The sequence below is a fragment of the Streptomyces sp. NPDC091280 genome, from assembly GCF_044768565.1.
Classification (GTDB): Bacteria; Actinomycetota; Actinomycetes; order Streptomycetales; family Streptomycetaceae; genus Streptomyces.
The window spans coordinates 608,061-626,520 of the sequence record NZ_JBIVUZ010000001.1 but is presented as its reverse complement, the minus strand read 5'-3'; the positions used below and the strand labels follow the sequence as shown (position 1 = coordinate 626,520).

20 protein-coding genes are annotated in these 18,460 nt (G+C 68.9%); 15 read left to right on the top strand and 5 right to left on the bottom strand.

Annotated elements, in window-relative coordinates:
* Positions 1-137: 137 nt before the first annotated feature.
* Positions 138-1,475, bottom strand: a complete 1,338-nt coding sequence (locus tag ACIQPR_RS02930; RefSeq protein WP_403640946.1) for a polysialyltransferase family glycosyltransferase — start codon at positions 1,473-1,475, stop codon at positions 138-140.
* Positions 1,472-2,449 carry a glycosyltransferase family 2 protein gene (locus tag ACIQPR_RS02925; protein ID WP_403640944.1) on the bottom strand — a complete coding sequence of 326 codons (978 nt, stop codon included), beginning with the start codon at positions 2,447-2,449 and terminating at the stop codon, positions 1,472-1,474. The genes ACIQPR_RS02930 and ACIQPR_RS02925 overlap by 4 nt, the downstream gene beginning before the upstream one ends.
* A gap of 198 nt (positions 2,450-2,647) precedes the next feature.
* Here ACIQPR_RS02925 and ACIQPR_RS02920 point away from each other — a divergent pair, with 198 nt between their 5' ends.
* The 9 genes from ACIQPR_RS02920 (at position 2,648) to ACIQPR_RS02880 (ending at position 11,524) form a co-directional block, all read left to right on the top strand.
* Positions 2,648-3,982, top strand: a complete 1,335-nt coding sequence (locus ACIQPR_RS02920) for a DUF6716 putative glycosyltransferase (protein ID WP_403640942.1) — start codon at positions 2,648-2,650, stop codon at positions 3,980-3,982.
* Between the two features lie 32 nt (positions 3,983-4,014).
* Positions 4,015-5,316, top strand: a complete 1,302-nt coding sequence (locus tag ACIQPR_RS02915; RefSeq protein WP_403640939.1) for a cytidylyltransferase domain-containing protein — start codon at positions 4,015-4,017, stop codon at positions 5,314-5,316.
* A 14-nt stretch (positions 5,317-5,330) separates the two neighbouring features.
* A complete protein-coding gene (locus ACIQPR_RS02910) occupies positions 5,331-6,269 on the top strand; it encodes an N-acetylneuraminate synthase family protein (RefSeq protein ID WP_403640936.1) in 939 nt (312 codons plus the stop codon).
* A gap of 53 nt (positions 6,270-6,322) precedes the next feature.
* Complete coding sequence (locus ACIQPR_RS02905) at positions 6,323-7,411, top strand: hypothetical protein (protein WP_403640934.1); 1,089 nt, start codon at positions 6,323-6,325, stop codon at positions 7,409-7,411.
* A gap of 265 nt (positions 7,412-7,676) precedes the next feature.
* Positions 7,677-7,994, top strand: a complete 318-nt coding sequence (locus ACIQPR_RS02900; RefSeq protein WP_403640931.1) for a WXG100 family type VII secretion target — start codon at positions 7,677-7,679, stop codon at positions 7,992-7,994.
* Positions 7,995-8,248: 254 nt separating this feature from the next.
* Positions 8,249-9,844, top strand: coding sequence for an RNase A-like domain-containing protein (locus tag ACIQPR_RS02895; protein WP_403640928.1), 1,596 nt, complete (start codon positions 8,249-8,251; stop codon positions 9,842-9,844).
* Positions 9,845-9,849: 5 nt separating this feature from the next.
* Positions 9,850-10,512 (top strand): hypothetical protein, encoded by a 663-nt coding sequence (locus tag ACIQPR_RS02890; protein WP_403640925.1) that lies wholly within the window; start codon positions 9,850-9,852, stop codon positions 10,510-10,512.
* Positions 10,509-10,817, top strand: a complete 309-nt coding sequence (locus tag ACIQPR_RS02885; RefSeq protein WP_403640922.1) for an RNase A-like domain-containing protein — start codon at positions 10,509-10,511, stop codon at positions 10,815-10,817. The genes ACIQPR_RS02890 and ACIQPR_RS02885 overlap by 4 nt, the downstream gene beginning before the upstream one ends.
* Before the next feature lie 23 nt (positions 10,818-10,840).
* Positions 10,841-11,524 (top strand): contact-dependent growth inhibition system immunity protein, encoded by a 684-nt coding sequence (locus tag ACIQPR_RS02880; RefSeq protein WP_403640918.1) that lies wholly within the window; start codon positions 10,841-10,843, stop codon positions 11,522-11,524.
* A gap of 47 nt (positions 11,525-11,571) precedes the next feature.
* Here ACIQPR_RS02880 and ACIQPR_RS02875 read toward each other — a convergent pair whose 3' ends face one another.
* Both ACIQPR_RS02875 and ACIQPR_RS02870 read right to left on the bottom strand, forming a co-directional pair.
* Complete coding sequence (locus ACIQPR_RS02875; RefSeq protein ID WP_403640915.1) at positions 11,572-12,537, bottom strand: hypothetical protein; 966 nt, start codon at positions 12,535-12,537, stop codon at positions 11,572-11,574.
* A gap of 80 nt (positions 12,538-12,617) precedes the next feature.
* Positions 12,618-13,040 (bottom strand): ATP-binding protein, encoded by a 423-nt coding sequence (locus ACIQPR_RS02870; RefSeq protein WP_403640912.1) that lies wholly within the window; start codon positions 13,038-13,040, stop codon positions 12,618-12,620.
* Between the two features lie 203 nt (positions 13,041-13,243).
* Here ACIQPR_RS02870 and ACIQPR_RS02865 point away from each other — a divergent pair, with 203 nt between their 5' ends.
* Genes ACIQPR_RS02865 through ACIQPR_RS02850 form a run of 4 tightly spaced genes read left to right on the top strand, consistent with a single transcriptional unit; the run spans position 13,244 to position 14,722 of the window.
* Positions 13,244-14,095 (top strand): helix-turn-helix domain-containing protein, encoded by an 852-nt coding sequence (locus ACIQPR_RS02865; protein ID WP_403640910.1) that lies wholly within the window; start codon positions 13,244-13,246, stop codon positions 14,093-14,095.
* Between the two features lie 8 nt (positions 14,096-14,103).
* Positions 14,104-14,313, top strand: a complete 210-nt coding sequence (locus ACIQPR_RS02860) for a DUF397 domain-containing protein (RefSeq protein ID WP_403640907.1) — start codon at positions 14,104-14,106, stop codon at positions 14,311-14,313.
* A gap of 8 nt (positions 14,314-14,321) precedes the next feature.
* On the top strand, positions 14,322-14,531 hold the full coding sequence (locus tag ACIQPR_RS02855; RefSeq protein ID WP_403640904.1) for a DUF397 domain-containing protein: 210 nt from the start codon (positions 14,322-14,324) through the stop codon (positions 14,529-14,531).
* 8 nt (positions 14,532-14,539) lie between these two features.
* Entirely contained in the window at positions 14,540-14,722 is a 183-nt protein-coding gene (locus ACIQPR_RS02850; RefSeq protein ID WP_403640901.1) for a DUF397 domain-containing protein, read from the top strand.
* Here ACIQPR_RS02850 and ACIQPR_RS02845 read toward each other — a convergent pair.
* Positions 14,707-15,369, bottom strand: a complete 663-nt coding sequence (locus ACIQPR_RS02845; RefSeq protein WP_403640898.1) for a class I SAM-dependent methyltransferase — start codon at positions 15,367-15,369, stop codon at positions 14,707-14,709. The two genes, ACIQPR_RS02850 and ACIQPR_RS02845, sit on opposite strands and share 16 nt — an antisense overlap.
* 349 nt (positions 15,370-15,718) lie before the next feature.
* On the opposite strand from ACIQPR_RS02845, the gene ACIQPR_RS02840 reads away from it, so the two are divergent.
* Positions 15,719-16,993 carry an amidohydrolase gene (locus ACIQPR_RS02840; protein ID WP_403640895.1) on the top strand — a complete coding sequence of 425 codons (1,275 nt, stop codon included), beginning with the start codon at positions 15,719-15,721 and terminating at the stop codon, positions 16,991-16,993.
* Positions 16,994-17,270: 277 nt separating this feature from the next.
* A complete protein-coding gene (locus tag ACIQPR_RS02835; protein ID WP_403642880.1) occupies positions 17,271-18,317 on the top strand; it encodes a BMP family protein in 1,047 nt (348 codons plus the stop codon).
* Positions 18,318-18,460 lie beyond the last annotated feature (143 nt).

Below are 18,460 nucleotides of genomic sequence, written 5' to 3'. Positions count from 1 at the left end.
GGCCGTTCATCCAGGCTTCGCCTGCCCGTACCCAACCTTGTCGCGTCCCCGCCACGACGGGCGTGTAGGGCCTACGGCACGACGGCGGGCCGACCCCCCGAGGAGCCGGCCCGCCGTCGTGCCGTAGGGCCCCCGCGTCAGCGGCTCACGCCCCGCTTCAGCAGGCGGGCGCGGCGGGCCACCCGGCGCACGGTCGCGTTGCGCGGGATGAACGCGAGCTGGGCCGGTACCGCGCCGGGCAGCGCCAGCGAGGTGAGGCGCTTGCGCTTGAAGTAGCGCCAGCTGTGCCCGTCGAGCCGCCGGGTCAGATAGGCCTCGGCGGCCGGGCGCAGGTTCGGGTAGATCTTCGGCTGCATCGCGTAACCGACCGCCCGCACAAGCTCGTTGAGCACCGCGACGGCCATGCCCTCGCGCTGGTCGGTGACCGCCGCGCGGTTCGTCAGCTCGGGCACCAGCGCGTCGACGATCGTCACCGGCACCCGGTTGCTGTTCTCGTACGGCGTCAGCCGGTCCAGCAGCGTCGACGTGCCGGTGCGGGCGACCGGCAGGCCGTACAGCGCGCTCGCGGTGAGCAGCGCGGTGGAGAAGCAGCCGACGACCAGGGCGGGCCGCAGCCGCTGGTAGAGCACCTCGGCGAGGACCGGGGTGTCGAGGACCGTGAGGTCGACGCCGAGCTTCTCCGCCTCCAGCTCCAGCGCGCGCGACCAGCGGGCCGGTGCCGAGGGGTGCGGCTTGAACACCACGCGCGTGTGGCCGAGTTGGACCACGCCCTTGAGCATCCGGACGTGCAGGTCCTCTTCCTCCTCGGCGGTGAGGATGTCGAGCGCGGAGAGGTACTGGCCCAGCAGCAGGGCGGGTTGGTCGGGCAGCGGGGGCAACTCGTCTGCGGTGTCGCCGAGTTCGGCCAGCACCTTGACGAAGGCGTCGGTCGGGACGATCTCCGGCGGCACGCCGAACTCGGTGAGCAGCAGCGGGGTGAGGTCCGGGACCAGGTCGAGGTGGAGCAGCCGGTCCACCCGGGTGCCGACCAGCGGGTCGATCTTGTTGCGGGTCGGGCCGTAGCTCATCAGGCCGTCGGCGTAGACGGTGACGGGGGCGCCGGTGAAGATCTGGCAGACGCCGAGCGCCGGGTTGACCTGGATCGACTCGACGATCAGCTCCACGTCGTCGTCGCCGAGGTTCCACAGCAGCCGCAGATGGCGCTCCCACAGCGGGACGTCGTCCGGGCGGGGGGCCCAACCGCCGGGGTGGAAGGGGGAGATGGTCTCGTTCCACGACAGCAGGTCGTCGAAGCGCTCGCGCAGCCGCTCGAAGCCGGGGGCCTCGTCCAGTCCCGGGGTGGTCTCGGGGGTCGCCGCGTTGTTGCAGACCAGGAGGATGCGCCGGTCGGCGGGGCGGAAGCAGTCGGAGTCGAGGGCGGCGGCCAGCGTGGCGGTGCCGTACAGCGTCGACGCCAGGAAGATCTGGGTCCTCACGCGGCGGCCCCCGCGGCGGCGGGACGGCGGCGCAGTCGGCGCAGCCTCGTCGCGCGCTGGATGTCCATGGAGTCGAGCGCCTCGTCCACCACGTCCTGTGGCATGCGTCGCAGGGCGACGGCGCTCATCGACTTCAGTTTTCTCGCCACCGCGGGCTCGAACCTTTCGATGGATCCCAGATGATGGGAAATGATTGCGCAGTATGTACGGACGGCCTTGGGGAGCAGTTTGTCCGCGTCCCGGTCCTGGGCGGTCTCCTCGATGACCTGGTCGAACGCGCGGATGAAGTCGAGCTGGCGGACATCCCCGATCTGCGTCAGGGAGGAGGCGACCCCGCGCCGGTAGAAGACCCCGAGCAGGCTCACCGCGGCGAACGACTCCGCCTCCCGGTGCAGCTTCCAGATCCACGGCCGGTCCTCGGCCGTGCGCAGCCCGTCGGTGAAGTGGAGCAGTCCGCGGTCGACCAGCCGGCGGTGGTAGACCCCGGCCCAGGCGTAGGCGTAGTCGACGGAGGTGGACCGGTCGGCGGGCAGGATCGCCTCGCGCGGATTCATCACGACCCCGCGCCTGCCGTGCGGCATCCGCTGGATCGTGCGGGCCCGCGCGGTGCACTGGACATGGTCCGTGCGCACGAAGTCGCAGCCCAACTCCTCGATGGCGTGCACCAGTTGGGGGAAGTAGCCGGGGGCGAGCCAGTCGTCCCCGTCGAGGAACGTCAGGTACTCCCCCCGGGCCTTGTCGATCCCGGTGTTGCGCGCGGTCGCCAGTCCTCCGTTCTTCTCGTGTCTGACATACACCGCGCCTGGCAACTCGCGCTCCGCGCGCGCGAGAATGTCGGGTGTCCCGTCGCGCGAGCAGTCGTCGACGAGAATGAATTCGAAGTCCGCGCGCGCGTTCGCGCGCAGACTCCTGAGGGTGTCTGGCGCGTATTGCTGCACGTTGTAGAACGGCACGATGACGGAGAGCTTGACCACGGGAGCGACGTTAGGCGGCAGCCCGGCATCCGTCTTTACTGTCACCTTGATTTTGGGTGAACGAAACATGGCGAACCTGTGTACCGGGTTTTATTCAGGCCCGTTCCTGTGCCGGTTCGCCATTCGGCGTTGTGCTGTTAACCGTTTGTTGCCCTCGGGTTGGGCCGAGCAACGGAATGGCTTCCTAGCGTCTTCGGTGTGCCAGCAAGTGCAACGCAGACCCTGCGAGTCGCCGTCCTCGCGGATTCCGACACCCGGTGGAAATGGGGTTCGCTCACCGCGAATCGCATCGCTCCGCCGAATTCGGACATCTCTCTGGACGGATACCTCCTGCGGGGTCGTGCCACCCCGACAGCCCGCCAGCTGAAGGAAGTCGGCGTCACCGCGGACTCCCTCCGCGAGGTGACCGCCGTCGAGTTCCTGCGCGCGATGGAGCGGAGCCCCGAGGACCAGTACGACATCCTCGTCCTCTCCCTCGTCGGCGGCGGGGTCCAGGCGATGCTGCACGGTCTGGCACGGACCTGGCACGGACGCGCCGAGCGGCCCGTCGTCGTCACCGGCTATGTCGGAGTCGTCTACGAGAAGCTCGCGGACGGCCTGCTGCTGCGGCACGGCGCGGACCTCGTGCTCGCCAACTCCCGCCAGGACGCGGACCGTTTCCGCGAGGTCTACGACGGCGTCGGCGCCGACTCCTCGGCGGTCACCGAGGTCGCCCTGCCGTTCCTCGGCGGGGACACCTACACCGGCCGGCAGGACCCGTACACCGTGGTGTTCGCGGTGCAGCCCTCGGTGCCCGACAACCGCCGCGACCGCGCCTACCTGCTCGACCGGGCGATCCGGCACGCCCGGCTGCACCCGCACCGCGAGGTGCTGCTCAAGCTGCGCTCCAAGCCCGGCGAACACACCACGCACATCGAGGAGTTGCCCTACCAGAAGCTGGTCCAGGGCAAGGACCTGCCCGCCAACTTCCGCCTGGTGTACGGGCACATGGGCGAAGTCCTCGACCGCACCGACCTCCTGGTGACCATCAGCTCCACGGCCGCCCTGGAGTCCCTGCACCGCCGTATCCCCACCGTCGTGCTGACCGACCTCGGCATCCGCGAGGGCCTCGGCAACCACCACTTCGTGGGCTCCGGGTGCCTCGCCTCCTGGGAGCAACTGGACGCCGGGTACGAGCCGGTGCCGGACGCCGGGTGGGTGGCCCGACAGGGCGTCATGGCCGGCGACGGCGTCGGGGGCGGGTCGTACGAGACGGCCTTCGACGCGGCCCGCGAGCGCATCGCCAAGCTGCTGGCCGCCGCCGACATGCCCGCCCTCACCCCCTACTACACCCCCGAGACCGCCCCCGGCTATCTGCCCGGCATCCTCGCCCGCCACCACCTCGGCCCGGACGGCACCCCGCTGCCCGGCGCCCCGGCCGCGGACCGGGCGCCCGGACCCGTCCGGCAGATCGTCCGCCGGGCCGCCCGCGGCGCCTACCGCCACGGCGTGCAGCGCGTGGCGCCCGTCATCCGCCGGATGGGGGAGCTGTGAACGTCAGGATTCCCGCTCAAGGAGTAGAGCCCATGTCCAACCCGCAAGCGGGCCAAGGCGCTTCGGTGCGCCGGGTGCTCGCGGTGATCCCCGCGCGCGGCGGCTCCAAGGGCGTCCCCGCCAAGAACCTCGCGCCGGTCGGCGGAGTGCCGCTGGTGGCCCGCGCGGTGCGCGAGTGCCGCGCCAGCCGACTGGTCACGGACGTCGTGGTCTCCACCGACGACCAGGCCATCGCCGCCGCCGCCCGCCAGGCCGGCGCCGAGATCGTCCTGCGCCCGGCCGCCATCGCCGGCGACACGGCCACCTCCGAGGCCGCCGTCCTGCACGCGATGGACGCCCACGAGGCCCTGCACGGCGCGCCCGTGGACGTCGTCCTGCTGGTGCAGTGCACCAGCCCCTTCATCGTCCGCGAGGATGTCGACGGCATCGTCAACGCGATCGTCGCGAACGGCGCCGACACCGCGCACACGGTGGCCCCCTTCCACGGCTTCGTGTGGCGCGACGCCGACGACGAGGCGACGGCGGTCGTCGAGCCGACCGCCACCGGCCAGGTCGGCGGCGCCACCAAGGTCGCCAACCCCCCTGTCACCAGCGGCGGTTACGGCGTCAACCACGACAAGTCCTTCCGCCCGCGCCGCCAGGACCGCCCCCAGGACTTCCTGGAGACCGGCGCCGTCTACGGCATGGACGCGGCCGGCTTCCGCAAGGCCGGCCACCGCTTCTTCGGCCGCACCGAACTCGTCCGGACCGACCCCGCACGGGTGTTGGAGATCGACGACCCCCACGAGCTCGCGCGGGCACGGGCGTTGGCCCCGCTCTTCGACGCGGACCGCCCCGGCTCGCTCCCGACCGCCGACGACATCGACGCGGTCGTACTCGACTTCGACGGCACCCAGACCGACGACAGGGTGCTGATCGATTCCGAGGGAAGGGAGTTCGTCTCCGTACACCGCGGAGACGGGCTCGGCATCGCGGCGCTGCGCAGGAGCGGCCTGAAGATGCTCATCCTGTCCTCGGAGCAGAACCCGGTAGTGGCCGCCCGCGCACGGAAGTTGAAACTCCCCGTGCTGCACGGCATCGACCGGAAGGACCTCGCACTCAAGCAGTGGTGCGAGGAGCAGGGCATCGCGCCGGAGCGCGTGCTCTACGTCGGCAACGACGTCAACGACCTCCCGTGCTTCGCCCTCGTGGGCTGGCCCGTGGCGGTCGCGAGCGCCCACGACGTCGTACGCGGCGCCGCACGCGCGGTCACCACCGTGCCCGGCGGCGACGGCGCTGTCCGAGAGATCGCCAGCTGGATCCTCGGCCCCTCTCTCGATTCCCTCACCAAGTAAGGAAACCCGCTGTCATGAGCATCAACTCCCGTCTGCGCCAGTTCGGTTCGAAGACCGCCGGCCCCGGCCACCCCGTCTACGTCGTCGGCGAGATCGGCATCAACCACAACGGTGAGCTGGAGAACGCCTTCAAGCTGATCGACGCCGCCGCCGAAGCCGGCTGCGACGCCGTCAAGTTCCAGAAGCGCACCCCGGAGATCTGCACCCCGCGCGACCAGTGGGACATCGAGCGGGACACCCCCTGGGGCCGTATGACCTACATCGACTACCGCCACCGCGTGGAGTTCGGCGAGGACGAGTACCGCCAGATCGACGAGTACGCCAAGAGCAAGAACATCGACTGGTTCGCCTCCCCGTGGGACACCGAGGCCGTCGCCTTCCTGGAGAAGTTCGACGTCCCCGCCCACAAGGTCGCCTCCGCGTCCCTCACGGACGACGAGCTGCTGCGTGCCCTCCGCGCGACCGGCCGCACGGTCATCCTCTCCACCGGCATGTCCACCCCGAAGCAGATCCGCCACGCGGTCGAGGTCCTCGGCTCGGACAACATCCTGATGTGCCACGCCACTTCGACCTACCCCGCGCAGGCCGAGGAGCTCAACCTCCGCGTCATCAACACCCTCCAGGCCGAGTACCCGAACGTGCCGATCGGCTACTCCGGCCACGAGACGGGCCTCCAGACCACCCTCGCCGCGGTCGCCCTCGGCGCCACCTTCGTCGAGCGCCACATCACCCTCGACCGCGCCATGTGGGGCTCGGACCAGGCCGCCTCCGTCGAGCCGCAGGGCCTGACCCGCCTGGTCCGCGACATCCGCACCATCGAGGCCTCCCTCGGCGACGGCGTCAAGAAGGTCTACGAGTCGGAGCTCGGCCCGATGAAGAAGCTGCGCCGCGTCAACGGCGTGGTCGCCGAGGCGGAGATCGCCGCCGCGGCGGGCGAGCCGGTCTCGGTCTGAATGTGAGCTGAGTCATCAAGCCCCACTTACGGTCACGGGACGGTCGTACGACAATGAGCCCTCGCGCCGGCACCGCCGGCCTCACCCCCCACACTCTCGCGTTCGTGGAGAGTCCGGTACAGCTGCTGAACGTGCTGGAGTGGGCGCACCTGCGTGCGCCCAGGGCCGAGGAGGCACCCGGCGGGGGGCTCACCCTCGTGGTCCTGTCCCCGACCGACCCGATGACCCGCGGCCAGTTGCGCCGCATGGCCGAACTGGCCCGCGACGAGGGCCACACCGTGCGCTGGGAGGAGGCGCGGGGCGGACCCGCGGCTCCCTTCCAGACCGTCGGCGGCCTGACCCGGCTGCTGCGCAGGGCGGACCGGATCGTCATGGGAGACCCGTTCTCCCGCTACGTACAACTCCTCCTGACGATCACCAGCGCACGTGACCTGGTGGTCGTCGACGACGGTACGGCGACGATGGAGTTCGTCGCCCAACTGGCCAGCGGAGAACGCCTGGTGCGCTGGCACCGCAAGGGCGGCCGGCAGGGCCCCCGCGACCTGATCTTCGCCCCGGTGTCCTCCGCGGCCCGCCGCCGCCTGACGCCGGGCACCCGCCGCCGGGTGGAGATCTTCTCCTCCATGCCGATCGATTCCCCGCCCGAGGGCGTCACGATCACCGCGAACGAGTTCGCGTGGACCCGCGCCACCTTCGGCCCGCCCCGCATCACCAAGGGCGCCGACATGGTCGGAACATCCCTGGTCGAAACGGGAGTTGTCGACGCCGACCGCTACCTGGAGGCGGTCACCGCGCTCGCCAAGACCCACGGCGCGACGCGTTACTTCGCCCACCGCCGCGAGTCGACGGAGAAACTCCACCGCCTGGCGGTCGAGACGGGCCTGGAGATCGTCCGCCCGGACCTCCCTCTCGAACTGATCGCCCGCCGAGGCCCGATCGGCCGCACGATCCTGAGCTTCCCCTCAACTGTCGTCCACACCCTGCCACTTGCCCTGGTCGGCACGGAGGTCCGCGTAGCGGTCTGCGACATCGACCCGACATGGCTGACGGAGAACGCGTCGCCACGGGCACAGGGGTTCCTGTCGGGGGTCACGGGGACGGCGAAGGACGTGCACAGGTTGTCGGCGGTCACGGCGGCGTAGGGGCTGCGTAGGAGCGACGTAGGGGCGGTGCCGGAGCGCTGTCGGGGCGGCGTCGGGAGCGGAGCAGGGGTTCGCCGGGTGGCCGGTCGACCCCCACTCTTGTCATGTCTCGTAAGATCAGATCGCTCGACGGCACTCGCAGGCGCCCGACGAGGCTTCGGCTGCCGGGACAACGGCACCGCCGCGCAACAGCCTCGACTCCTTCCGAACGAGCCGTCGGACACGTCCATCCAGCCGTAGTTGCCGACCGGTATCCAGGGGGATCATGCCGACCGGGCCTTCCGCCGACGACGACCACATAGCCGTCTCCTTCGCCACCCTCCACGACCTCGCCGCCGAACTGGAGGACATCCTCAAACAGCTCAACACCAGACTCGACGACCTCTACGACCGCGCCGAACCGGTCGTCCTGTCCTGGAAGGGCGAGGCCCGCGAGGTCTTCGTCGAGAAGCTCGACGAGTGGGACCACTCGGCCCAGGACCTCCAGGCAGCCCAGCGGTGGCTGCACGCGTACGTCACCACCGGTCACGCGAACTACGCGGCGGCGCATCGGGCGGTGTTGCGGGGCTGGGGGGCGGCTTGATGGCGACGCCAGCGCCGACGCCCGCGCCGACATCCGGCTCCGGCTCCGGGCCCACCCCGGTCCCGGCCCCGACCCCGGCCCCGTCTCCCGGAACTCTTCAGGACCCGCAGGGCAAGGACATCTCGCAGCAGGACACGGTCTCGGCGCGCCAGCAGCGCTCCGACGAACTGGCCGCGATGAAACCCGCGGCACCCGGCAGCAGCGTGGTCACCGGCTTCGACGTCCGGCCGCCGCACGTGTACTACGCCTCCTTCATGCTGCGCAACGCCCAGTACGACTTCGCGGACCGGGCCAAGAGCCTGGTCGACACCCTCGACGGATACGAACACGCGGTGGGCTGTGGCACCGGCCCGGAGGCCTTCGCGAGGGCGTACGCCGAGGTCGCGGCCCTGTTCCTGGATGTCTGGGACGCGGCGACACAAGGCGTCGGGGGCGCCGCTGTCGGCCTCACGGTCACCGCGAACAACTACGCGGAAGCCGAGCACGCGACCAACATCCTGACCCCGGCGGTGGTGAGGAAGAGCCCACCCGCCGTTTTGAAGAAGGCCGGCGCGGGCGGCCCGGTCGCCGAACTGGGCTGGGGCGGCGGTGCCGTCGACGACGGCTGGGGCAACGCGGTCATCGACGAGGTCTCCGGCGCACTGAGCTGGGTCGGCGACCACATCCTGCGCCCTGTCCTCAAATACGCGTTGCAGCACGGGAAGGTCGCCGACATCACGCCGGGCGGCGACGACGTCAGCCTTCCCAGGATCGCGCAGGCTTGGCGAACGGCGGCCAAGGACGCCAAGGCGTCGGCCGGCACGTTCGACGACGCCATCGCGTACATCACGAATCCCTCGCCGGGGAACGACGAGTGGCAGAGCGCGATGAAGCAGTTCTGCTCCGCGATCTGGGGCACGACGGCCTGGGGCAAGGAGCGCGACGGCTACAAGTGGGCCCACAGCGACGGCCGACAGCCCGCGCTGGACGTCCTCCAGGACACCGCGCGCGACATCGCGGCGGCGAGCGACGGCGTCAGCGCGGAGGTCACGAGGATCAGGTCGACGATCACCGACGTCTACAAGGACGCCGCGACGAAGACCTTCGCCGTGAAGGGTGTCCTGGACGCCCTGGAGAAAGTCGGCGAACTCCCCGAACTCGCAGCGGAGTTCATCTCCAACATCGACACGGGCCGCTTGAACCACGCCGTTGATTCCTACAACCAGGAGATACACGACCACGCCACCGACCTGACCAAGCTCAAGCCCGCCCTGGAGGAGGCCAGACGCAGCGTGCCTACGTACGCTGCGGAAGAGGCACGTGCTGAGGCGTTCGGCGCGCGATCGCTGAACGAGTTCAGAGAAGAGCACCACTTCACGGTTCCGGGGCAGGATCCGGAAAACATGTACTTTCCGCTGGACTTGGCGAGTCAGGAGGGCTTGTACGGCAGTCACGTCATCGACAAGCACGTCGGTCTCACCGACGACCAGCTGAGAATGCGATTGCGGGACCAGAGCAGCGCTCCGGCGGCGTCGGCGTTCGAGAGTCTCGATTCCGCCCAGAGATTTACCACTGCGACCATCGAGGACATTGACAACGCGGACCGGGTCGACAAGTGGATTGAAAGCGTCAAGAAGAAGATCAAGAATAATCCGAACTACGACCCGAATAAATCGGAACTCCAGCCCCCGCTCTACAAGGAATTCCCCGGTCAGTCCGTCGGGCGCAGCGTCTCGCGCGACGACTATGATAACGACGGTATGCAGGCGGCAGCTACGGACGCGGAGTGGGTGCAGGTCCGCCTGATCTACAAGGTGGGCCTGGAGCCGCCCTTCATCGTTCTCACAGCCATGCCTCACAAGGGGCCATAAGACAGGTGATCAGCGTGCAGTCACTCCCGCCTTCGCTTCTTTCGGACGGCCCGGTGATCCGGCTCCTCGACATCGCGATCGCGGTCCAGGAATCCCGGGGAAAGCTGTCGCTGGACGATGAGATCCGACGGTACATCCGAGTCGTAGGCGGAAATTGGAGCGCGAACTGGAACTGCTCGGTGTACGTGGCCACCGGCGTTCTCGATGCCGCCGCCGACCACGTCGAAATCAACACCGGCCTTGAATCGCTTCCGTCGAATTTTCTGGAGAAGATGAAACGGGCCTGCGGAGATGTGGAGCCGGCGGAGTATCTGCGCATGCTTGCTGAAATTGTCCGGACGCTCGACCGGCAGGGGGTGCCGGAGTATTGGCAACTCCCCATGGGGGGCTGGGAGTTCTTGCAGACGTTTCCTCATCTGTTTGGGCTGGATGCGATCCTTGCCGATGAAGCGGACCGAACATTCACGGATGTCGTGGGTTCCGTGGTGACGGACGAACACCCCTATTGCCATGAACGTGCCGCTTCCTACACCACTGAGGCACAGCGCGCCCTCACCCTGTTTCCAGGTCCGGACGCGCTGCGCGAGCGATTGTCCTGGGCGACCCGCAGCCGTCTGCAGGAAGTCATCGACACCATCAACGAGCACATGCAGCGAGAGCATTCATGACCGCGTACCCAGCCCGTTCGGCCACCTACCCCGACCACGAGACCGCCCAATGGGCCACCCAACAGACGGTCACCGCCAACGAACAGGTCATCCACCGCTGGCTCGCCCGATCCACCCGCCCCCGCCTGACCATCGAGGCGTCCTGGCCCTCCCGTGAGGAGCCGGTCGGGCGGGTCCTGCTCCAGGCGATGATGCTGGCGGGACGGGAGCCGGTGGACGTCCGCGCGGCCCGGGTGATCCTGAAGCGGGACGGGTCACGCCCGCACGGTTTCGCCGTCCACGCCACCTTCCCGATCTACCTCTAGCTACCCGCGGAAGGCCTGCCACCGTGCCCCTGACCCCCCTCGAACACGACCGCCGCTACGGCGAGTTGGACCAGGTGATCCGCGCCTACGCCGGACAGCCGGCCGACGACACCCCGGACAAGCCCAGCCACGCCCTGACCGCCTACCTCCGCCACACCTGGCACAGCCGACCATGGGCCCTCGCCGTCGCGGAACGGCAGTTGAGGGAGTACGCCGACAATCCTCCGGGTCGACTCCGGCTGCGCCTGGGTGAGTTCTACGCGATCCCGGACATCGGGCTCCCCGAGGCGGAGGTCCAGCAGTGGCTGTACTGCCTCGCCGACCACCTCAAGCAGAGCGTCGAAGACGGCGACGTCCCACCCCCGGCCACCCCCACCACCCACTGGGAATGGCACGCCCGCTTCCCCGAACTCGGTCAGTTCCTCGGCGGCTGGTTCTCGCAGGACATGCCGGACGAGTTCGACGATCACGACGGGGCCGTGGACGACTACCGGGCGGGCACGGACCCGCACGTGGTGGCCCGGGTGGTGGGGGAGTTGCGCGAGCTGCTGGCCCTGGATCTGGATGAGTCGGACTATGCCTTGGGTGTCGCCGAGTTGGGCATGGAGGTCGACCCACCGGCGCCCTACTCACCCAGCGGCTGGCTCGCGGTCGTCGCCGAGCGGCTCAGTGGGCCGCGGGCGGAGTACGGGCGGCCGGGTGACTGAGCCGCCGCGAGTGATTCGGCGGTGCCGATCCCGGTGCTGTTCGTCGTTCAGGCAGTCTCGGGTCCAGTTTCCGGAGACTCCGGGTCCTCGGCGAACAGGTCCTCCGCCCGCTCGACCGTGCGAGAACGCTCCAACCAGGTGTCCATGCGGTCGAGATCGGTGCAGGTGGTGATGCGCTCGCGCACGCTGTCCGGTACGGGGATGCCGCGTACTTCCAGCACGAGCAGAACGCCCTTGGCTTCGCCGGCTGCCTGACCACGAGCTTTGCCTTCGGCCTTGCCCTCGGCCTTGCCTTCCGTTTTGCCCTCCAGGTAGGCCCTCTCGCGGACCGTCCCCCGGCCGGGGAAGTAGATGACGAACGACATGATTTCCTGCCATTTCTTTCCGGCTGGGGTGTTACCCAGATTGATTTCCAGGAACTCGGCGAAGTAGCCGACGGTCTCGGGGTCCGTTTCCTGGAGGTCTTGGAGGACGGTGCCGATCGCCTCCAGTATGGCGGCGCACTTCGGGTTGCGGGCGTGGGCCACGGCGGAGAGGACGGCCAGGGCGAGCTTGTTCGCGACCGTTCTGATGTCGGTGATCACCGGGAGGTTGTCCGGGCCGGCGACCAGCGGGTACGTCCGCTGAGCTGTCCATTCACGAGTGCCGCACTTGAAGGGGCCGACCGCCCACTTCGCTGTGGCCCGGTCCTGGCAGACCACGAGAAGCAGTACGGGGAGGTGGTACTTGGCCTGGAGGAAGGCGATGTAGTACGCCCAACTCGCGGCCTTGGCTTCCTTCTTGTCCGACTGCGCCTCGATGGCGAGCAGGAAGTCCTCGCCGTTGGACTGGGCGACGCGCAGGACTGTGTCCACGCGGCGTTCCAGTGGCCGGGTCTCCGTCACGTCCGTGGTGACGGCGTCCACGGTCGCCTTCCCGGATAACGGGACCTCCAGTACCTCGAACACCGGAGCCAGGATCTCGGGCCGCTCCTGGAAGATCCGGTGCATGCCCTCGTGGGTTGATGTGACCATGTGCGCAACCTAGGTTGATCAAGGGCCGGGGTGTCGAGCCGATTTGGATGCGTTCACCCTTTCGAGGGGCGAAGGATCGTTCAGGCCGCGCTGCCCAGCTCGCACCAGACGTACTTGCCCCGGTGACCGTTCCTGGACAGCGGCTGCCAGCCCCAGAGATCGGCGCAGGCCTGGACGAGAGCGAGGCCGCGTCCGTCCTCCCGGTCGGTGAGCGTGGTCAACTCGCCGTGTGGTTCCGGGGGTTCGGGGTTCGCGTCCCAGGCGCCGATGCGAAGGGTGTGTGGAGCCCAGGCGATGCGCAGCGCGGTGGGACCTTCCGTGTGGCGTACGGCGTTGCCCACCAGCTCCGTTGCCAGGAGTTCGGCGGTGTCGACGAGGGTGATGAGGCCGTGCATCGTGAGGATGAGACGGAGGGTGCGGCGACTGATCGTGACGGAGCGGGGGTCGTTGGGGATGGAGAGGGAGTACTCCCAGGGTTCGACGCCGGTCCTGGTTTCGGGCATGGGGCAACTCTGTTCGGGTGGTGGGGAGTTCGCGTGCGGTGGCTTGCCGCGGCCGTCATGGCGGGACGGGGTGGTGCACTTCCGCACGGTGCACGTTGCGTCACTGACGGTAGGTCATAGATTTATTCCCTCGCAAGGTGATCGCGTAATCTGACCCCGAACGAGTAGCCCCACCAGGGCTGGTGAACGCGGGGGAGGAAACCATGCCACCCAGACGGCAGCCCACGGCGCGTCAGGTGCGTCTGGGAGTTGAACTGCGGAAGCTGCGGGAATCCGCAGGGCTCAAGGCGACCGAGGCGGCCAGTCTGCTCGGTGTGAACTCCGTTCAGATGAGCCAGATCGAATCCGGGATCGCGGGGGTGAGCGAGGAGCGGCTGCGGCGGATGGCGGCTCATTACGCCTGCGCGGACGAGGAGTTGGTCTCGGCGCTGGTGGCCATGGCGACGGATCGGATCCGCGGCTGGTGGGAGGAGTATCGAGGGCGCCTGCCCATGACGTTCCTGGATCTGGCCGAGTTGGAGCACCACGCTGGCTATCGCTGGGACGTCGACTTCCTCCACGTTCCGGGCCTGCTGCAGACCGGGGAGTATGCGCGAGCCCTGTTCTCCTACATGAACCCGGAGTTCCCGGACAGCGAGGTGGAATGCTGGGTGGAGCACCGGATGATGCGAAGGGTCGTCATCGAACACCCTGGCCCCATTCCTTACGAGGCCGTGATCCATGAGGCCGCGCTGCGCATCAGGGTTGGCGATCGTGCGGCAGCACGGACACAGCTCGCGCGCATCCTGGAGCTCTCGGAAGTCGACCAAGTCACCGTGCGCGTCATCCCGTTCCAAGTGGACGGGTTCGCCGGTGCCGGAAGCGCGATGGTGTACGCGGGTGGCTCCATCCCTGCGCTGGACACTGTGGTGCGCGATGGACCTCACGGCACGGTCTTCGTTGACGCGCATGCCCAACTCGCCCGCTTTCGAACGCTCTTCCGTAGAGTGGAAGGGGTGTCACTCGAACCCGAACGTTCACGTGACTTCATCCACAAACTGGCGAAGGAGCTGTGAAGCCAGCTATGAGCACCCCCGACACCTGGCGAAAGTCGTCCTACTCCGGCGGCGGCGAAGGCAACGCCTGTGTGGAGATCGCCAACCGGCGTTCCCGGATGGCCATCCGTGATTCGAAGACCCCAGGTCGCGCCACTCTCACCTTCCCGACAGGATCCTTCGTCGCGTTCATCGAAGCCCTGAAAGACGGTGCCCACGAGTTGACGCGAGAGTTGTGAGGCACCGTATGGCCATCTCCGGTACCTGGCGGAAGTCGTCCTACTCCGGTGCCGGTGACGGCAACTCGTGCGTGGAGATTGCGAGTGACCTCACACGCGTGGCGATACGTGACTCCAAGACCCCGACCGGCGTCACCCTCACCCTCCCGGCCGGAGCTTTCTCCACCTTCGTGCAGGCCCTGAGGGGCAGCGCACATGGACTGGCGAAGGAGCTGTGAGGCATCCCATGAACAGCCTCGGCACGTGGCGGAAGTCGTCCTACTCCGGAGGCGGTGACGGCAACTCGTGCGTGGAGATCGCCACCACCCCCACCCGCATATCCCCGGCCCGCGCCACCCTCACCCTCCGCCCAACTCCCTTCTCCGCCTTCGTCACAGCCCTGAAAACCACCCCCTACCCGACCTTCTGAACCTTCTGAGCCAGGACGAACGCCCGCCCCCACTTCCGCTCCCCCTGCGCCTCGACCCGAGCCTGTGCGTACAAGCTGAAGCCCGTGCCCGCGAGGACCTCGCAAACCTTCGCCGGCGTACGGAAGTAATAGTCGAGCGAGATCTCCTGCCCATACCGCTCCGCCATATGAATCTGCTCGCCCTCCGACGCCTGAAAGGCGAGCAGCACATAGCCCCCCGCCCGCAGCACCCGGTGGAACTCCGCGAAGACTCCGGGGAGGTGGGCGTCCGGGACGTGGATCGTCGAGTACAGGGCGATGATCCCGCCCAAGGTGCCGTCGGCCACGTCCAGAGACGTCATCGAGCCCACCTCGAAGCGGAGGCCCGGATGTGCCTCGCGGGCCAGGGCCACCATGTGCGGGGAGATGTCGATGCCGTAGGCCTGGAGGCCGAGGGCGTTCAGGCGGGCTGTGACGTAGCCGGGGCCGCTGCCCACGTCGGCCACCGACGCCTCGCCCGGCGCTGTGCGGACGAGTTCCGCGAAGGCGGTCAGCAGCGCCCCCTCGACGGGGCCCTCGCCGAGGCCGTCGGGGTGTTCCGCGCTGTACGCGGGGGCGATCGTGTCGTAGGAGGAACGGGTTGCCTGGAGGAAGTCCGGGTCGCTCACGTCGGCGGACCCTAGCAACGGTGTGCGGCCCGAGGGTGCGCTTCCCGCCAGGAGCCGACCGGCATCCGACCGGCATCCGACCGGCATCCGACCAAGGTCCGACCAGGGTCCGGGCCGGACACGCTGCGTAGCCGTAGCGCCGCGCGGCAGTGACGATTCCGCGATGCGGACGGTGCACGCTGGACTGTGGGGAGGCGTGGTATCCCAGAAGAGGCAGAGAGCTTACCCATCTCAGCTAGCAGCTATGCGGCCGGCGGTCAGATTTTCTTCGTCTAACGGGTTGAACTTTTGTTGATCGAGGGTCAGTTGACCACCCGGGCGCCCTACCCTTCAGAGGGTGAAGCAATTGATGTCACCAGAGTCCGAGGCAGAGTCCGGCGCGGGATCCGACGCAGGATCCGACGCGGAGTCCGAGGGCGAGTCCGTCGGGTCTGCCGGGAACGTGCTTCCCGGCACCCTGCCGGAGGCCCTGCGGGCCGAACTCGTCGCGTTCCGCCGGGACTTGCACATGCATCCCGAGCTGGGCAACCAGGAGTTCCGGACCACCGCGGCGATCAAGTCCCGACTGGAGCAGGCCGGTCTCCAGCCGCGGGTCCTCGCCATCGGGACCGGGCTCGTCTGTGACATCGGGCCGCGCGACAACGGCGCGCCCATGCTCGCGCTGCGCGCCGACATCGACGCCCTGCCCATCCCGGACACGAAGAGTGACTGCGCGTACCGCTCCACCGTGCCCGACCGCGCCCACGCCTGTGGGCACGACGTGCACACCACCGTGGTGCTGGGCGCGGGGCTCGTGCTCGCCGCGCTGCACGAGCGGGGGCTGCTGCCGAGGGCGGTGCGGCTGCTCTTCCAGCCCGCCGAGGAGGTGCTGCCCGGCGGGGCGGCCGACGCCATCGAGTGCGGGGTGCTGGACGGGGTGGGGCGGATCATCGCCGTGCACTGCGACCCCAAGGTGGACAGCGGGAAGATCGGGCTGCGGGTGGGGCCGATCACCTCCGCCTGCGACCGGCTTGAGGTCTCCCTCGACGGGCCCGGCGGGCACACCGCCCGGCCGCATCTCACCACCGACCTCGTCACCGCCGCCGCCCGGGTCGCCACCGACGTGCCCGCGCTCGTCGCCCGCCGGATGGACGCGCGGAGCGGGGTGTCCGTGACCTGGGGCAGGATCGAGTCCGGTCACGCCCCCAACGTCATTCCGCAGCACGCCGAGCTGTCGGGCACCGTACGGTGTCTCGATCTCGACGCCTGGCGGCAGGCGCCCGACATCGTGCACGCGGCGATCGACGAGGTCGCCGGGCTGCACCGGGCCAAGTCCGTGATCGAGTACGTGCGCGGGGTGCCGCCCGTGGTCAACGACCCGCTGGTCACCGAGCTGTTGCGGGACGCCATGGTCGCGCGCCGCGGCCCGCTCTCCGTCGAGGGCACCGAACAGAGCCTGGGCGGCGAGGACTTCTCCTGGTATCTGGAGCGTGTGCCGGGTGCCATGGCCCGGCTGGGCGTGCGGCGGCCGGGGGAGCGGACCGTACGGGACCTCCACCAGGGCGATTTCGACGCCGACGAGTCCGCGATCACGGCCGGCGTGGAGCTGTTCACCGCCGCCGCGCTGATCGACGCGGCGCTCTGACCGGGACGGGGGCGTGGGGATGCCCGTTCGGTACCCCTACGTCCCCTTGTGTCACCCGGGTGTAACCACCGGCGCGGGAACGTAACGCGGCGGCGGCACGATCCGGTAACGGCAAGGAGAAACCCCGTTCCCCTCCTCGTCTACGCGCGTTACTGTGCGCGGAAATCGCCACCAGAGGCGGCGCGTTGGGGAAGCGGTCCGGTGACGGTGCCGTGAGGACGAAGGAGTGCTTGCTGTGCGTCATACATCTCGGAGGACGAAGTTCTCCCAAGCCGCGGTGGCCGTCACGGTCATCGCCCTCGCGGCTACCGCCTGCGGTAGCTCCAGCAAGGATGCCAACAAGGCCAGCGACAGTTCGTCGTCCTCGTCCGGCAAGTACACCGGCAAGGGCATCGGCCTCGCCTACGACGTCGGCGGCAAGGGCGACCAGTCCTTCAACGACGCGGCCTACGCCGGTTTCCAGAAGGCCGAGAAGGACTTCGGCATCTCCGGCCGCGACATCGAGCCGCAGGACGGCGAGTCCGACGCGGACAAGGTGCAGCGCCTGGAGCAGCTGGCCCAGGCCGGCTACAACCCGGTCATCGGGGTCGGCTTCGCCTACGCGCCCGCCGTCAAGGAGGCCGCCGCGAAGTTCCCGAACATCACGTTCGGCATCATCGACGACGAGCAGGACAAGGCCGCCAACGTGGCCGACCTCGTCTTCCACGAGGAGCAGTCCTCGTACCTGGCGGGCGTGGCCGCGGCCAAGGCGACCAAGAAGAACCACATCGGCTTCATCGGCGGCGTCGACGTCCCGCTGATCCACAAGTTCGAGGCCGGGTTCGACCAGGGCGCCAAGTCGGTCAACCCCAGCATCAAGATCGAGTCGCAGTATCTGACCCAGACCGCGGCCGAGGGCGGCTTCTCCAGCCCCGACAAGGGCAAGGACGCGGCCAGCGGCCAGATCGAGGCGGGCGCGGACGTCATCTACGCCGCCGCCGGTCTCTCCGGCCAGGGCGTCATCTCCGAGGCCTCCGCCAAGGGTGTGTGGGCCATCGGAGTGGACTCCGACCAGTACCAGCAGAAGGCGCTCGCCAAGTACAAGGACTCGATTCTGGGCTCGGCCCTGAAGAACGTCGGCGGCGCGGTCTACGACCTGGTGAAGTCCGTGTACGAGGGCAAGCCCAAGACCGGCGTGATCCGCTACGGCCTCGACAACGACGGGGTCGGCTTCTCCGACACCAACCCGAAGTACAAGGCCATGACCGCCGCCGTGGCCGCGGTGGACAAGGCCAAGCAGGACATCATCGACGGCAAGGTCACGGTCGCCACCACGACCAAGTGAGGGTGACAGCGCCCTCCTGACGCCGACACGGGGAGCCCCGGGACCGAGACGGTCCCGGGGCTCCCCGCGTTCTCCGGGTCCGGTTCTCCGTTTCCTCGGCTCCCGTTCGCCCGCTCCGCCATCCGGGTGCTTGGTGTTTGGCA

Coding starts and splice junctions, on each gene's coding strand:
- ACIQPR_RS02915 (WP_403640939.1), top strand. CDS start 4,015: ATGTCCAACCCGCAAGCGGGCCAAGGCGCTTCGGTGCGCCGGGTGCTC.
- ACIQPR_RS02910 (WP_403640936.1), top strand. CDS start 5,331: ATGAGCATCAACTCCCGTCTGCGCCAGTTCGGTTCGAAGACCGCCGGC.
- ACIQPR_RS02905 (WP_403640934.1), top strand. CDS start 6,323: ATGAGCCCTCGCGCCGGCACCGCCGGCCTCACCCCCCACACTCTCGCG.
- ACIQPR_RS02900 (WP_403640931.1), top strand. CDS start 7,677: ATGCCGACCGGGCCTTCCGCCGACGACGACCACATAGCCGTCTCCTTC.
- ACIQPR_RS02895 (WP_403640928.1), top strand. CDS start 8,249: ATGCTGCGCAACGCCCAGTACGACTTCGCGGACCGGGCCAAGAGCCTG.
- ACIQPR_RS02885 (WP_403640922.1), top strand. CDS start 10,509: ATGACCGCGTACCCAGCCCGTTCGGCCACCTACCCCGACCACGAGACC.
- ACIQPR_RS02875 (WP_403640915.1), bottom strand. CDS start 12,537: ATGGTCACATCAACCCACGAGGGCATGCACCGGATCTTCCAGGAGCGG.
- ACIQPR_RS02870 (WP_403640912.1), bottom strand. CDS start 13,040: ATGCCCGAAACCAGGACCGGCGTCGAACCCTGGGAGTACTCCCTCTCC.
- ACIQPR_RS02865 (WP_403640910.1), top strand. CDS start 13,244: ATGCCACCCAGACGGCAGCCCACGGCGCGTCAGGTGCGTCTGGGAGTT.
- ACIQPR_RS02860 (WP_403640907.1), top strand. CDS start 14,104: ATGAGCACCCCCGACACCTGGCGAAAGTCGTCCTACTCCGGCGGCGGC.
- ACIQPR_RS02855 (WP_403640904.1), top strand. CDS start 14,322: ATGGCCATCTCCGGTACCTGGCGGAAGTCGTCCTACTCCGGTGCCGGT.
- ACIQPR_RS02850 (WP_403640901.1), top strand. CDS start 14,540: ATGAACAGCCTCGGCACGTGGCGGAAGTCGTCCTACTCCGGAGGCGGT.
- ACIQPR_RS02840 (WP_403640895.1), top strand. CDS start 15,719: ATGTCACCAGAGTCCGAGGCAGAGTCCGGCGCGGGATCCGACGCAGGA.